The sequence below is a fragment of the Nocardia sp. NPDC049737 genome, from assembly GCF_040674755.1.
GTDB lineage: Bacteria > Actinomycetota > Actinomycetes > Mycobacteriales > Mycobacteriaceae > Nocardia.
In genome coordinates, this window is record NZ_JBFANH010000026.1 from 128,545 (window position 1) to 143,068 (window position 14,524).

Below are 14,524 nucleotides of genomic sequence, written 5' to 3' on the forward strand. Positions count from 1 at the left end.
TACAGGTATTCATGACACCGTGACTGTAACAATCGCTTCAGAAACTCGCCCGGCCGTCGTGGTCACCGCGGTCGCCGCGACCACATCGCTCGCCGATGACATCGACGCGACCTGGTCCGGACTACTCGCCGGGCGCAGTGGTATCGGCATGCTCGCGGACGATTTCGTGGCCGAATACGATCTGCCGGTCCGCATCGGCGGCAAGTTGAAGTCACGGCCGGGTGATCAGCTCACTCGCGTCGAACAGCGCCGTCACTCCTATGTCGAGCAGATGGCCCTGGTGCTCGGCCGCCAGGTCTGGCGCAATGCGGGCACACCCGAGGTCGAGGGCGAGCGGCTCGCGGTCGTCATCGGCACCGGTCTGGGCGGCGGTGATGCGCTGATCAATGCGGTCGATTCGATGCGCGACGGCGGCTACCGCAAGGTGTCGCCGATGTCGGTGCCGATGGTGATGCCGAATGGTCCGGCGGCGACCGTTGGACTCGAAATCGGTGCCAAGGCAGGGGTTTTCGCGCCGGTATCGGCCTGCTCCTCCGGTTCGGAGGCGATCGCACACGCCTGGCGGCTGATCACCACAGGCGAGGCGGATGTCGTGGTGGCCGGTGGCGTCGAGGGGCATATCGATGCGGTGCCGATCGCGAGTTTCGCCATGATGCGGGCGATGAGCACACGCAATGACGAACCGGAGCGGGCATCACGGCCATTCGATCGGGATCGTGACGGGTTCGTCTTCGGTGAGGCGGGGGCACTTCTGGTACTGGAGTCCGAGCGGCATGCGCGTGCGCGCGGGGCACAGATTCACGGCCGGGTGCTGGGCGCTGGGATCACCTCGGACGCCTATCACATCGTCGCGTCGGAACCGGAGGGCATCGGTGCGGCGCGCGCGATGCGCAAGGCGATATGCACTGCCGGACTGCAGGTTTCGGATATTCAGCACGTCAATGCGCACGCGACATCCACCTCGATCGGCGACGCGTCGGAAGCCAATGCCATCACCGCGGTCACGCCGGAGGCATCGGTCTACGCACCCAAATCCGCGCTCGGCCATTCGATCGGGGCGGTCGGTGCGCTCGAATCGATCCTCACCATGCTGACGCTGCGCGACCAAATCGTCCCGCCCACATTGAATCTCGACAATCGGGACCTGGAGATCGACCTCGATATCGTGGCGGGCGCGCCCCGCGTGCAGCGCATCGATTTCGCGCTCAACAACTCGTTCGGCTTCGGCGGCCACAATGTCGCCCTCGCCTTCGGCCGGACATAGCGGGCGGCTGATCGCCGCAGAGTAGCGTCGTAGCAGAATCGTTAACCGTACGAACAACCCAGCGGAACGGGACAACGACGTGGCCGACGCCTTCTACACCCCAGATCCGGCGAACCCGAATCGGTTCGTCTCGACCGAACTGACCCGCGGTCCGTGGTCACCCGACGCACAGCACGCCGGACCGCCATCGGCGCTGCTCGGGCACGCGATCGAGCGCTGTGAGCCGCGGGCCGGATTCCAGATCGGGCGGGTCGCGGTGGAAATCCTCGGCCCGGTTCCCTTGGAGCCGCTGACGGTGACCACCCGGGTGGCCCGCCCCGGACGCAGTGTGGAGCTGATCGAGGCGATCCTGTCCACCGATCGCGGACCGGTCATGCGAGCGAATGCCTGGCGATTCAAACTCGCGGAGCCGGAGCTCGAACTGCCGGAGCAGTTTCTGCCGACCGGTGTGCGCCCCGGCCCGGATCAGGCGGTGCCGTCCCACTTTCCGTCGACCCAGTCCATCGGTTTTCACACCGGTATCGACTACCGCTTCGTCTCCGGATCTTTCGAAGATCCCGGCCCGGCAATCTGCTGGATCCGGCTGAAATATCCGATCGTCGCCGGTGCCACGCCGAGTCCGCTGGAACGCACCCTCGCCGCGGCGGATTCGGGCAACGGTGTCAGCCGGGTGCTGGACTGGAACCAGTACTTGTTCATCAATACCGATCTCACGGTCACCCTGCACCGACAGCCGGTCGGTGAATGGGTCTGCCTGGATGCCGCGACCTATCCCCAACCGCACGGCATCGGCTTGGCGGAGTCGGCACTCTTCGATGAAAAGGGCCCGCTCGGCCGAAGCACCCAAACGCTGTTCCTGGGACCGCGCTAGCTAGCTCGGCTCCAAACTGCGCGATAGAAAATTGCCGCACCAGCCGGACGCCTGGCAGTCGGATCGAGTTGCGCGCCATTCCGGATCAAAGCGGAAAACACGGTCCGAACTTCGCGGGTCGAGACCACCGGTTGGCCTGTTGCTGAGCAATCGCCGCATGTGAAACCATGAATGTGATTCGGTCGACCCGAAAACTCTGATGACTGGACACCCGGCGGCAAGCCGCGCACCGCGGACACCGGGCCCGGCGACCGATACCACTCGCGCAATGGTTCGCGGTCCGGGTCTTGCTGAATTTTGCGCCCTGCTCGGCCTGGTGCCGGTCGCGCCGCTGCCGGCCTGGAGCGACCGCGCGTCGCGGCTACAGACGGATGTGCGCGACGGCCCGTGCCCGGGCTTCTTCGGTCGCCGCGGCATCCGGCGCATCGAGGACGGTGCGGTACGCACGCCCACCGAGCCGCTTTCGCGCAGCGGTCAGGGCGCGGGAAGGAGTCGACGATGTTGATGCGCTTCCGACTGGCCGCGGACCAACTCGCCGCGGCCTTGTCCATCGCTGGGCTGAAGCCGGGACCGCGGTCCGCCCTGCCGCTGACGACCTCGCCGGACGACCCGGTGGCGGCGCTGCGGGACACCGGGCTGCTCGAAGCGGACGGCCGACTCACCGGACCCGCGAAGGAAGCACTGCGGATCGCTGCCGATCCCGCCCACACCACCGCCATCACCGCCAACCACGTCGGGCAGGACGACTGGACAGCGGCACTGGTGCTGCGCGGGGACGAACACGACACCTTCGTCATGCAGGCCGGGAGCGGCGACGGCGGCTTCGATTTCACCGTCGTGCCAACGCTCACCCAGGCCACCATGCTGATCGACCAACTACTCGATCTCACCTCATACGGCCCCGGATTCGCATCACCGCCGATCGACCTCGATCTCATCGCATTCGCCGCGCTGCTCGCCGCCGCCGATGCGGCACAAGAGGGCCGCCTGGCCGGGGTCCTGCGGCGAAACGTCGCACCCGGACCGCTCGAGCTGCGGGCGCTCGAACTGGAGGAGCAACTCGCCAAGGGGCTCGCCGCCGGCGACACCCGTTGGGCCTTGTCCGCCGCCCAGGGCGCCACGCCGGTATCACTCGCGGCGGCGGCCGGTCGGATGCCGGAGGGACTGGCACGGCTGGCCTCGCTGGGCCTTGTTCGACTGGCGGCGCTCGGTAGCTACCGATTCACCGACGCCGGGACCGCGGTGGCACGGTCGTTCGGCCAACTGTTGACGACCGGAAGAATCGCCGTAATGACAGGTGCGGCAAGGAAACAGGACGCACTCGCCGATTTCACGGTGTTCCGTTCCACGTTCTCGACCCGGTTCGCATGCTGGCGCGAGCTGACGGCGCGCCACCCACGTGCCGAATTGTTCGAGACCACAACGGAAGTCGCGCTCCGTCTGGTGCGCGATGTGCTGGATCCCGCCGTGGTCAAGCCGTTCGCCGGTGGCATACCGACATTAGACGCCTCCGCCATACCCACGGAAGTCGTACCGGTGGTCGAGCGCGGCGGCACACCGGCATTTCATCCGACCCATCAGGTACCCGACAACGGCATGCCCGCATGGGTCACTCCCGACTCGACCCGGACGCCCGTCGCCCGCATCGACCCGCGCGTCGAACTCCAGATCCTCGAGCGCTCCGGCGACTGGGCGCATATCGCCTGCAACAACGGCTGGACCGGATGGGTCGACGGCCGCGCCATCGAACCCCTCGCCGCCCCCTGGTATCCGACCCACCTGGTACCCGACGGCGGATTGGACGCATGGGCCGCGCCCGATCCGAGTCTCGGCCCGCTCACCAGCATCGATCCCGGCGTCGAACTCCAGATTCTGGGCCGCGCCGGGGACTGGGCGCATATCGCCTGCAACAACGGCTGGACCGCCTGGGTGGACGGCCGCGCGATCCAACCCCTCGCATGGCCCGACGCAGCCTGGACGTCCACCGGCAACGAGCGCGACTGATGTCTCGGTCACGAGCATGGCATAGCTCTCGGGAACCAGAATCGTCGAAATATGTTGTGCGGCCCAGCCATTGCCGCCCGGATCGGTTAGAGGCAGAACCCGACATTGTCGAGCGGGTCGGGCACAGGCCTGGGACTCGCACCGATCACTGTGCGGACCGCACGCGATGACCGAACTCATCGGCTTACTTGCGCGGTTTCCAGCGCCATGCGAATTCTCCCGACTCGGGCGGCGGACCCGGCAGTTCACCTTTTCCCGAGAGCCCTGCGATCAGCATGGCGAGCACTCGCCTGCGCAGTTCCGCAGTTCGGACTTGGTCCGGCATGGCAATTGCCGCGCAGGATTCCAGGACGAGACCGAGGTCGTTGGCATTGGCATCCGCGTGCAGCCGCCCGGAGGCGTGTGCGCGCCGCACTAGTTCCTCGGTGACTTCACCCGAATGCGTGAGGTCCGGCAGCATCGAATCGTCCGGCGTGAACGTGCCTGCCAGATGCACGGTCAGTGAGTGCACATCCGCGTCGACTACCCGCTCCAGGAATCCGACCAGACCACGCCAGCCATCCGAATCCTCCAGTGCGGCGTCGGCTTCGGCGTTGTAGCGGCGCAGGCCCTCGTGGCAGAGGGTACGCAGCAGCACCTCCTTGCTCGGATAGCGGCGATAGAGGGCGCTGATCCCCACTCCCGCGCGCTCGGCCACGGCGGCAATGGGGGCGTTGGCATCGGCGAGGAAGATCGCGCGGGCCGCCGCGAGGATGAGCCCGTCATTGCGGGCGGCCTGCGCCTTGCGGCCGGGCAGACCCTTCTGAGCTGGGGCGTCGGTTGTCTTCGGCATGGGTTCAGATTAGCACTTGAAACGGAATGATCCGTTCTGATACTGTTCGAACAGAACGAAGCATTCCGTTTCAAAAGGAGTCGAAATGACCGCCATCACGCCCTTCACCATCGACGTTCCGCAGGCTCAGCTCGATGAGTTGACCGACCGGCTGTCCCGAGCCCTCTACCCGAACGAGTTGCCCGGCGTCGGCGACGCGTACGGCGTTCCGAACGAGCGGGTGCGGAATCTCGCCGCGTACTGGCTGGAACACTTCGACTGGCGCACTCTGGAGGCGAAGCTGAACTCCTACCCGCAGTTCACCACCGAGATCGATGGCGAAGATATCCACTTCCTGCACGTCAGGTCCTCCCGGCCGGATGCGCTGCCAGTGATCCTCACCCACGGCTGGCCGGGTTCGGTGCTCGAATACCTCGATGTCATCGCGCCACTGACCGAACCGGAATCGGCCGACGATCCCGCCTTCCACCTGGTCATCCCATCGCTGCCGGGATTCGGATTCTCCGGTCCGACCCGCAGCACCGGATGGGGCACAGTCCGCACCGCCGCGGCTTGGGCGGAGCTGATGAGCCGCTTGGGCTACGAGCGCTACGGCGCCATCGGCAACGACGGTGGCTCGATGGTGTCACCGGAGATCGGGCGGCTGGATTCCGATCACATCGTCGGAGTCCATGTGACGCAGCTCTTTTCGTTCCCATCCGGCGATCCAGCGGAGTTCGACGGGCTGTCCGAGGACGATATGGCGGCGCTGCAGCACCTGCAGTGGTTCCACGAGAACAAGATGGCCTTCAATACCTTGCACAGCCAGCAGCCGCAGACGCTGGCGTTCGCGCTGGCCGATTCGCCGGTCGGGTTGCTCGGCTGGAACGCGCAGTTGTTCGGCGAGAGCCTCGACGAGGAATTCGTGATCGGCAATGTGGCCATCTACTGGCTGACCGGTACGGCGGGGTCGTCGCTGCGGTTCTACTACGAGAATGCGCGCACCGCGCAGCAGCCGAGCGGGCCGACCACGGTCCCGACCGGCTTGGCGATGTTCAAGGGCGATTTCCAGTCGATCCGCCGGTTCGCCGAGCGCGATCACAGCAACATCGTCAGCTGGAATTCTTATGACGTCGGCTCCGCACAAGGCGGCCCGAACGATGCCGCCGGGCATTACGCCGCACATGAGGCACCGCAGGTGATCGTCGCCGATATCCGGCAATTCTTCGCCAAGCTCGGCTGACTGCACGCTGCGCGACGGCTGGCATCCCGCTTCCGGACGCCAGCCGCTACGCGGTTTCCGGCGTAGACCCTCTCGTATGGTCCCGAGACGCACGGCCATGGTTCGTCTCGTTCTCCGTTGATGTACTGGATTCACCAACAGCTCAACAGCTTTCAACACCCGCGGTGCGAGCGTCAGGCCCGGAGGCGGCAGCCTGCGTAACCACGTAGGGCCCGGGAGCACCGCAAATCAACACCCGCGGTGCGAGCGTCAGGCCCGGAGGCGGCAGCCTGCGTAACCACGTAGGGCCCGGGAGCACCGCAAATCAACACAGGAGAACACAATGCGAATCGCAGTCTTCGGAGCCACCAGCACCGTCGGTCGGCTGGTCGTCGAGCAGGCGCTCGAACAGGGGCACGAGGTCACCGCCTTCACTCGGGATGCGGCGAGTGTCCGACAGCGGCATGAGCGCCTGCACATTGTCGAGGGCAATGTGCTCGATACGAATTCGGTGGAGCGGGCCGTGGTCGGGCAGGACGCGGTGCTGATCTCGCTGGGTGCGGGCCGCAAGGGCGTCATCCGGGCCGAGGGCACCCGCGCGGTGCTCGAGGCGATGAACCGGACCGGTGTGAAACGCCTGATCTGCCAGACCACCCTCGGCGTCGGCGACAGCCGCGGCAACCTGAACTTCCTCTGGAAGTACGTGATGTTCGGGATGCTGCTGCGCGAGGCCTACGCCGACCACGTCGAGCAGGAAGAATACGTCCGCGCCAGCAACCTCGACTGGACCATCGTCCGCCCGAGCGCCTTCACCGACGGCCTCCGCACCGACACCTACCGCCGAGGCTTTCCCGCCGACGCCAAGGGCCTGTCCCTCAAAATCGCCCGAGCCGACATCGCCGCCTTCATGCTCACCCAACTCACCGACCCCACCTACACTCACCAGGCTCCCGGCATCTCCAACTAGCAATCCAGAATGCGGAGGTGGAGGGGCGCTCTCGACGTTTGCCTGCATGGCTACCGGTGATCGATGGTCCAGGTCAGTGCTGATGCAGAGCGCCCCAGGTCGGGAATGGGTCGGGATAGGTGGTCCAGGTGGTGGGGCCCGCGCTGAGTTCGTCGTCGGTGAGGAGGGCGGCGTCGAGGAGGGCGCGGATGTGGGTGGTGTCGAGTTGGATGCCGATGAAGACGATTTCCTGGCCCGCGGGAACTTCCAGGGCGGACCACCAGGCGGCGGGTTCGAAGGTCAGATTCGGACCGGCTTGGGACCAGATGGCGGCGAGTTCGGGGCGGCTGGCGAGCCAGCAGAAACCCTTGCTGCGCAACAAGCCTCGGAGTTGGGCGAGAGCATCGGCGAGGCGTTCGGGGTGGAAGGGTCGCTCGGCGGTGTAGGTGAGGCTGCGAATGCCGTATTCCTCGGTTTCCGGCGTATGGCCGCCCGCTAGCTCCTCGGCCCAGCCATCGGATTCGGCGGCGACGACGGGGTTGTAGCGGCCGGTCGCGAGGACCTCCGCGAGATCTACCGCGCCCTTCTCGGTGCGCAGCACATGGGCGCGCGGATTGAGCTGTCGCACAGTGGCTTCCACGGCTCCAGCGGCATTGGCGCTGACCAGGTCGGTCTTATTGATCAGCAGGACATCGGCGAATTCGACCTGATCGACAAGCAAGTCGGCGATGGTGCGCGTATCGCCTTCGCCCGCTTCGAGATTCCGCTCGGCGAGGGCCTGCCCGCGGGCGATTTCGGCGAGGAAGGTGGAGGCGTCCACCACGGTGACCATGGTGTCCAGGCGAGCGATATCGCCGAGTTTGAAGCCGTCCTCGAATTCCCAGTCGAAGGTCGCGGCGACCGGCATCGGCTCGGAGATGCCGGTGGATTCGATGACCAGTTGATCGAAGCGGCCCTCGCGGGCGAGCTTGCCGACCGCCTCGATCAAATCCTCGCGCAGCGTGCAGCAGATGCAGCCATTGGTCAGTTCGACCAGCTTCTCCTCGGTGCGGTCGAGGTGGCCCTGCCCGGCGACGAGCGCGGCATCGATATTGACCTCGCTCATGTCGTTGACGATGACCGCGACGCGGCGACCGTCCCGATTGGCCAGGATGTGATTGAGCAGGGTCGTCTTGCCCGCGCCGAGGAAGCCGGAGAGCACGGTGACGGGTAGCAGGTCAGAGGTCCATGAGGTGATCACACTTTAATGATAATGGTTTTCATTTAGATGGCGCCGTCCGGTTGGGTCAACGCTGAGTAGGGTCTGGGTTGTGAAATTCCTGCCGCTCGTGCCCGACGGGCAGACCCCGGTTCGCGTCCTCACTATCGCCGGGACCGACTCCGGCGGCGGCGCGGGCATCCAGGCCGATTCGCGAACCATGGCCCTGTGCGGGGTGCACGCGTGTGTAGCGGTGGCCGCGGTGACGGTGCAGAACTCGGTCGGAGTGAGCGGGTTCCACGAGATTCCGCCGCAGGTCGTGGCCGATCAGGTGCGGGCGGTGGTCGGGGATATCGGGGTCGGGGCGGCAAAGACCGGAATGCTGGCCTCGACCGCGATCATCGAGTCGGTCGCGCAGGTGTGTCAGGAAGTCGGGATCGGACGGGATCGGACGCCATTGGTGGTCGATCCGGTCGCGGCATCCATGCACGGCGATCCACTGCTGCACGAGGAGGCGCTGGACGCGGTGCGGCACACGCTGATTCCGTTGGCCACGGTGGTGACACCGAATCTCGACGAGGTGCGGCTGATCACCGGAATCGAGGTCATCGACGATGCATCGGCACGGCGGGCCGCGGAGGCGCTGCACAAGCTCGGAGCGCATTGGGCGATCGTCAAGGGCGGCCATCTGCGCTCCTCGGCGGTGAGCACCGATCTACTTTTCGACGGCGATCGTTTCCTGGAATTCACCGCCCCGCGAATCACCACCGGCAACGACCACGGCGGCGGCGACACCTTGGCCGCGGCTATCGCATGCGCCCTCGCAAACGGTTACTCGGTTCCCGATGCCGTCGAATTCGCCAAGGACTGGACCTACCGCTGCCTAGCCGCCTCCTACGATCTCGGCGCGGGTCATGGTCCGGTCTCCCCGCTCTGGCGCCTGTCCCACTCCTGACGGATTGGCGTGGGGTGTACCTCCATCCCGGCGACAGCATGATCGTGCCGATGACGCTCCGCGAGACCGTCGAGCGGACCGCGCCGGGCAAAAACTACTTCGGCTACTAATGCCGCGACGGGTACCAAAACTTGTCGGTGGGTGGGGGCATACTGTGGGCATCGCAAACACCGTCGGCCTCGACGATGCGGTTGGCGAGAACGATGTGGTTCGAAGTGGATGCGAGAGCCGACCGCTAATGGCGCGCTCGCGGTCGGTGCCACAACTCAGTCGCTGGAGAACGCGAGGTGCAGCGGTAGGTCCGCATCGATGCGGATGCCGTTGAGCCGCGCATTGGCCTCGGCCAGCGCGGAGATGATCTCGGCCAGGTAGGCGACGAATTTCTCGCTGGGCATGGTGTGTGCCTGCAGCCGGTTCGCGCCGAGCCACCAGTCGGTGGCCGAGGCCACCGCACCGAATACCGAATAGTTGACGAGTTCGACGCTGGATACTTCGACGGACTTATCGGCGAGCAGTCCGGCGAACAGATCCGCGGCCCGCTTGGCCGATTGCCGAGCCGACTGCAGCGCCCGCTCGGATTCATCGGCCCGCTGCGTGAAGTGGCTGTGCAGCATGAACCGGAAAACATTGGGATGCTCGGATACCACGAGCACATATTCGGCCGCGCCCCGCCGAATCAACTCGCGCGCCGAATCATTCGTCAAATCGGCACTGGAAACGATCCGCTCCCACAGCATGTCGCGAACCCGGTCGACAATCGCGTTGTACAGATCCGTCTTATCCTCGAAGTGCCGATAAAGCTTGGGCTTGGCCGCCCCGGCCTCCTTCGCGATATCCCCCATACTCACTTCGGGTCCGAACTTGTCCAGCGCCCGAAACGCCGCATCCACGAACTGCGCCCGAACCTGCACCCGATGCTCGCGCCACCGCTCGGTCCGAGCATCGACCCGCTTGGGCGTCCCCGCATCCACTCCCCGCCCACTGCGCATCACAAATCCGACCGTACCAACCCCTGTAGCCGAACTCGGTATACGTGCTTGCCGAAACGGCAAGAAAGTTGGCGTTGTCGCGGGCCCGGCATAGATCATGCGAACACAGCGGAAGTACGCGATTTCGATGGGAGAGCGACGCATGAGCGAGGGCACCGCAACCGGCACCCAGGAGTTCTGGGAGGAGTTCTATCAGGACCGGGATCAGATTTGGACCGGGAAGCCCAATCCGTTGTTGGTACGTGAGGCCGCAGGGCTCGAGCCGGGTACGGCATTGGACCTCGGGTGCGGTGAGGGTGCGGACGCTGTTTGGCTTGCGGGGCTGGGATGGCGCGTTACCGCGGTCGATGTTTCCCCGACAGCGCTGCGGCGGGCGGCGGCGCATGCCGACGAGGCGGGTGTCGGCGAGCACATCACGTTTGCCGAACATGATCTGGCGCAATCATTTCCGGACGGAGAATTCGGCTTGGTCTCGGCGCAGTTCTTTCATTCACCGGTCTCGCAGGAGGACGAGCGGACGAAGGTTTTGCGGCGGGCCGCGGAGGCGGTGGGGGTCGGCGGGGTTTTGTTGATCGCGGGGCACGCGGGGTGGCCTTCGTTTATCGAGGACCGACATGACGTGCACTTTCCGACGATGGACGAGGTGCTCGACGGGCTGGCACTCGGAGCGGACTGGAACGTGCAGACCAAGGATGCGGTCGAGCGGGAAATAACGGGGCCGGAGGGACAGGCGGGACTGCGTACCGACACCGTGTTGCGGATTCGGCGGATGCGCTAGCCACGGTCCCCAGGAACCTCACAGGTAGGGCCCAGCTGGGGTCCAGCGCGGTTCGCGAGGGTAGTCACCATGACCGAATCGACGACCGCCGCGCACCGGGCGGAAATGACCGAAACGGTGATCACGCCCGTGCTGGACGTCGTGATCCCCGTCTACAACGAAGAGGCCGACCTGGGTGTCTGCGTGCGGCGGCTGCACGCCTACTTGCGCGACGGGTTCCCGTTCCCGGCGCGGATCACCGTGGCCGACAATGCGAGCACCGATGACACCATGCAAGTCGCCGAGCTGCTCGCGGACGAACTCGATGACGTGCGGGTCGTGCACCTCGACGCCAAGGGCCGCGGCCGCGCGCTGCGCGCGGTGTGGGAGCACTCCGACGCCCAGGTCGTCGCCTACATGGACGTAGATCTGTCCACCGACCTCAATGCGCTGCTGCCCTTGGTCGCTCCGCTGATCTCGGGACACTCCGATCTGGCCATCGGCACCCGGCTCGACGCGGCGTCGCGAGTCGTGCGCGGACCCAAGCGCGAATTCATCTCGCGCTGCTACAACCTGATCCTGAAAGCCTCGCTGCAGGCACGTTTTTCGGATGCGCAGTGCGGTTTCAAGGCGATGCGCACCGATGTGGCACGGCGACTGCTGCCGCTGGTGCAAGACGGTGAATGGTTCTTCGACACCGAACTTCTGGTGCTCGCCGAGCGGGCCGGGTTGCGCATCCACGAGGTGCCGGTCGACTGGATCGACGATCCGGACAGCCGGGTCGACATCATCGATACCGCGCGCAAGGATTTGCTCGGCGTGTGGCGGCTGCTGCGCGGACTGACGACCGGCGCGCTGCCATTGGACGAGCTGCGCCGCTCGGTCGGACGGGAACCACTGGTGCCCGGGGTGCCGTTGGGGATGGTCGGGCAGGTGGTGCGGTTCGCGATAGTCGGCGTCATCTCCACGCTCGCCTATATGCTGCTGTACCTGGTGTTGCAGCCCATGACCGGCGCGCAGGTCGCCAACTTCGTCGCGCTGCTGATCACCGCGGTCGGCAATACCGCCGCCAACCGCGCCTTCACCTTCGGGGTGCGTGGATCGAATGGCGTTGTGTCACACCAATTCCAAGGTCTGCTGATCTTCGGTTTCGGCTTACTGGTCACCAGCGGCTCGTTGTTCGCCTTGCACCGCTGGGCTCCCGACGCCGCCGTTCATCTGGAATTGTTCGTACTCGTGGTTGCCAATCTCATTGCCACGCTGATCCGATTCGTCGGCCTGCGCTGGGTCTTCCGTAACCCGACAGCCACCCGCACGGTGGTCACCGAGGGCGGACACCAGTGACCGCTACGCTCACGCCATCGTCGAAAGCGGTACCGCCACAATCGCGCTCCGAGCGCGAGATCCGCTGGGAATACCCGGCATTGGCGGTACTGCTGCTCGGCACCGGAATCGCCTACCTGTGCAACCTCAGTTCCAGCGGGTGGGCGAATTCCTTCTACTCCGCCGCGGTACAAGCGGGTTCGAAGTCCTGGAAGGCCTTCTTCTTCGGTTCCTCGGACGCGGCGAACTCGATCACTGTCGACAAACCACCGGCCTCGCTGTGGTTGATGGAACTGTCGGTGCGGGCGTTCGGACTGAATTCCTGGACCATCCTGGTGCCGGAGGTGCTGCTCGGCGTCGCCTCGGTGGCACTGGTGTGGGCGACGGTGCGCAGACCTTTCGGCCCGGCGGCCGGACTCATCGCCGGACTGACGCTCGCGGTGACGCCCGTGGCCGCACTGATGTTCCGGTTCAACAACCCGGATGCGCTGCTGGTATTCCTGATGATCGCGGCGGCCTGGGCGATGACCAGGGCGGTCGAGGACGGACGCACCCGCTGGTTGGTGCTCACCGGTGTCTTCATCGGATTCGGGTTCCTCACCAAGCAATTGCAGGTGCTGCTGGTTGTGCCGACGCTGGCGCTGACCTATCTGTTCGCCGGTCCGCCCAAACTCGGCAAGCGGATCCTGCAGCTGCTCGCGGCGGGTTTGTCGATGATCGTCGCGGCGGGCTGGTGGCTGCTCACGGTCGAACTGTGGCCCGCCTCTTCGCGGCCGTGGATCGGTGGGTCGCAACACAATTCGATCGTCGAACTCACCCTCGGCTACAACGGTCTCGGCCGATTGAACGGCAACGAGCGCGGCAGCGTCTTCCCCGGTGGTGGTGGCGATATGCCGCGCGGTGGCGGTGGCCGCAGCATGTGGGGCAACACCGGGATCACCCGGATGTTCGAACCGGCGCAGGGCGGTCAGATCGCCTGGCTCATCCCCGCCGCATTGGTCGCGCTTGTTGCGGGAATTCTATTGCGCGGCAAGGCTGCTCGCACCGATGGACGGCGCGCGGCGCTGATCCTGTGGGGCGGCTGGCTGCTGGTGACCGGGCTGACCTTCAGCTTCATGGCGGGCATCTTCCACCAGTACTACACGGTGGCGCTGGCTCCGGCGGTCGCCGCATTGGTCGGTATCGGCGCGGTGCAGCTGTGGCGGGATCGGCATCGGCTGTGGGTCCGGTTGTTCGCGGGGCTTGCGGTCGGCCTGACCACCGCGACGTCGTGGATGTTGTTGTCGCGCAACTCGAGCTTTGTGCCGTGGTTGCGCTGGGCGGTGCTGGTGGTGGGTGTGCTCGCGACCATTACGGTGCTGCTGCCCGCACCGCGGAAGGTGGCGCTGGTCGCGGCATTGGCCGCCACATTCGCCGGATTGGCCGGACCCGTCGCATATTCCGCCCAAACCATTTCGACCGGACACGAGGGCGGGATCGCGTCGGCGGGACCGAATGTCGGGGGGTTCGGACCTCCGCCCTGGGCCGAAAGCAACGGGGGCCCAGGGGGCGAAGGCGGCTTCGGCGGCGGCATGCCCGGTGGGCGAAATGCTGACGGCCGCAATACGAATGGCGCTGGCCGCAATGGCGCTCAGGGGCGAGAACAGGGCACCAACGAAGCGGGCAATCCGATGATGGGTGGCCCCGCCGGTGGCCTGCTCGGCGCGAGCAGGCCGAGCGAGAAGGTCATCGCACTGCTGGAAAACAATGGCTCCGACTACACCTGGGTAGCCGCCGCCACCGGCGCCAACAGCGCCGCCGGATTCCAGCTGGCCACCGAACTGCCGGTCATGCCGCTCGGCGGCTTCAACGGCAGCGATCCGTCGCCGACGCTGGATCAGTTCAAACAGTACGTCGCCGATGGAAAGATCCACTACTTCATCGGCAGTGGCAATCGCGGCGGTGCGGACGGCGGTTCCGGATTCGGCCGCTCCGGCACCAGCAGCGAGATCAGCAAGTGGGTGGAAGAGAACTTCACCGCGACCACAGTCGACGGCATCACCCTCTACGACCTGACCACAGCCCACTGATCCGCTGTTGCGGGATCCGCACCCCTTGGGAAATCCACATCGGGTGCGGATCCCGACAAGCAGTGCGGGGCCGGCGCGCAAAGCAATTCGCCCGGTGCGTGTGCCCCGGGCGATT

The 14,524-nt window shown here is 65.9% G+C and carries 13 protein-coding genes; 10 read left to right on the forward strand and 3 right to left on the reverse strand.

All coding sequences use genetic code 11. The annotated features are described in order from the left end of the window. Positions 1-19: 19 nt before the first annotated feature. The 4 genes from AB0J47_RS30600 (at position 20) to AB0J47_RS30615 (ending at position 4,139) form a co-directional block, all read left to right on the forward strand. Positions 20-1,264 carry a KasA/KasB family beta-ketoacyl-ACP synthase gene (locus AB0J47_RS30600; protein ID WP_364353776.1) on the forward strand — a complete coding sequence of 415 codons (1,245 nt, stop codon included), beginning with the start codon at positions 20-22 and terminating at the stop codon, positions 1,262-1,264. 79 nt (positions 1,265-1,343) lie between these two features. Beyond that, positions 1,344-2,135 carry a thioesterase family protein gene (locus tag AB0J47_RS30605; RefSeq protein ID WP_364353779.1) on the forward strand — a complete coding sequence of 264 codons (792 nt, stop codon included), beginning with the start codon at positions 1,344-1,346 and terminating at the stop codon, positions 2,133-2,135. A 268-nt stretch (positions 2,136-2,403) separates the two neighbouring features. Then, on the forward strand, positions 2,404-2,640 hold the full coding sequence (locus AB0J47_RS30610) for a hypothetical protein (RefSeq protein WP_364353782.1): 237 nt from the start codon (positions 2,404-2,406) through the stop codon (positions 2,638-2,640). Beyond that, on the forward strand, positions 2,634-4,139 hold the full coding sequence (locus AB0J47_RS30615) for an SH3 domain-containing protein (protein ID WP_364353785.1): 1,506 nt from the start codon (positions 2,634-2,636) through the stop codon (positions 4,137-4,139). Before AB0J47_RS30610 ends, AB0J47_RS30615 begins: the two co-directional genes overlap by 7 nt. Positions 4,140-4,323: 184 nt before the next feature. On the opposite strand, the gene AB0J47_RS30620 is transcribed toward AB0J47_RS30615, so the two are convergent. Continuing rightward, the gene (locus AB0J47_RS30620; protein WP_364353788.1) at positions 4,324-4,971 is read right to left on the reverse strand and encodes a TetR/AcrR family transcriptional regulator; all 648 of its coding nucleotides are present in this window, start codon (positions 4,969-4,971) and stop codon (positions 4,324-4,326) included. An 85-nt stretch (positions 4,972-5,056) separates the two neighbouring features. On the opposite strand from AB0J47_RS30620, the gene AB0J47_RS30625 reads away from it, so the two are divergent. Then, the gene (locus AB0J47_RS30625) at positions 5,057-6,193 is read left to right on the forward strand and encodes an epoxide hydrolase family protein (protein ID WP_364353791.1); all 1,137 of its coding nucleotides are present in this window, start codon (positions 5,057-5,059) and stop codon (positions 6,191-6,193) included. A gap of 322 nt (positions 6,194-6,515) precedes the next feature. Continuing rightward, the gene (locus AB0J47_RS30630; protein WP_364353794.1) at positions 6,516-7,139 is read left to right on the forward strand and encodes an SDR family oxidoreductase; all 624 of its coding nucleotides are present in this window, start codon (positions 6,516-6,518) and stop codon (positions 7,137-7,139) included. 73 nt (positions 7,140-7,212) lie between these two features. On the opposite strand, the gene AB0J47_RS30635 is transcribed toward AB0J47_RS30630, so the two are convergent. After that, the gene (locus tag AB0J47_RS30635; protein ID WP_364353797.1) at positions 7,213-8,358 is read right to left on the reverse strand and encodes a GTP-binding protein; all 1,146 of its coding nucleotides are present in this window, start codon (positions 8,356-8,358) and stop codon (positions 7,213-7,215) included. A gap of 70 nt (positions 8,359-8,428) precedes the next feature. On the opposite strand from AB0J47_RS30635, the gene thiD reads away from it, so the two are divergent. Then, the gene (gene thiD, locus AB0J47_RS30640; protein ID WP_364353800.1) at positions 8,429-9,271 is read left to right on the forward strand and encodes a bifunctional hydroxymethylpyrimidine kinase/phosphomethylpyrimidine kinase; all 843 of its coding nucleotides are present in this window, start codon (positions 8,429-8,431) and stop codon (positions 9,269-9,271) included. 266 nt (positions 9,272-9,537) lie between these two features. Here thiD and AB0J47_RS30645 read toward each other — a convergent pair whose 3' ends face one another. Continuing rightward, positions 9,538-10,260 (reverse strand): TetR/AcrR family transcriptional regulator, encoded by a 723-nt coding sequence (locus AB0J47_RS30645; protein ID WP_364353855.1) that lies wholly within the window; start codon positions 10,258-10,260, stop codon positions 9,538-9,540. A 142-nt stretch (positions 10,261-10,402) separates the two neighbouring features. Here AB0J47_RS30645 and AB0J47_RS30650 point away from each other — a divergent pair, with 142 nt between their 5' ends. The 3 genes from AB0J47_RS30650 to AB0J47_RS30660 all read left to right on the forward strand — a co-directional run bounded on the left by AB0J47_RS30650 (position 10,403) and on the right by AB0J47_RS30660 (position 14,409). Beyond that, positions 10,403-11,038 carry a class I SAM-dependent methyltransferase gene (locus AB0J47_RS30650; protein ID WP_364353803.1) on the forward strand — a complete coding sequence of 212 codons (636 nt, stop codon included), beginning with the start codon at positions 10,403-10,405 and terminating at the stop codon, positions 11,036-11,038. Between the two features lie 69 nt (positions 11,039-11,107). Further along, positions 11,108-12,361: a bifunctional glycosyltransferase family 2/GtrA family protein gene (locus AB0J47_RS30655; RefSeq protein ID WP_364353806.1), complete on the forward strand. Its 1,254-nt coding sequence runs from the start codon at positions 11,108-11,110 to the stop codon at positions 12,359-12,361. Further along, on the forward strand, positions 12,358-14,409 hold the full coding sequence (locus AB0J47_RS30660; protein WP_364353809.1) for a glycosyltransferase family 39 protein: 2,052 nt from the start codon (positions 12,358-12,360) through the stop codon (positions 14,407-14,409). Before AB0J47_RS30655 ends, AB0J47_RS30660 begins: the two co-directional genes overlap by 4 nt. The last annotated feature ends 115 nt before the right edge of the window (positions 14,410-14,524 follow it).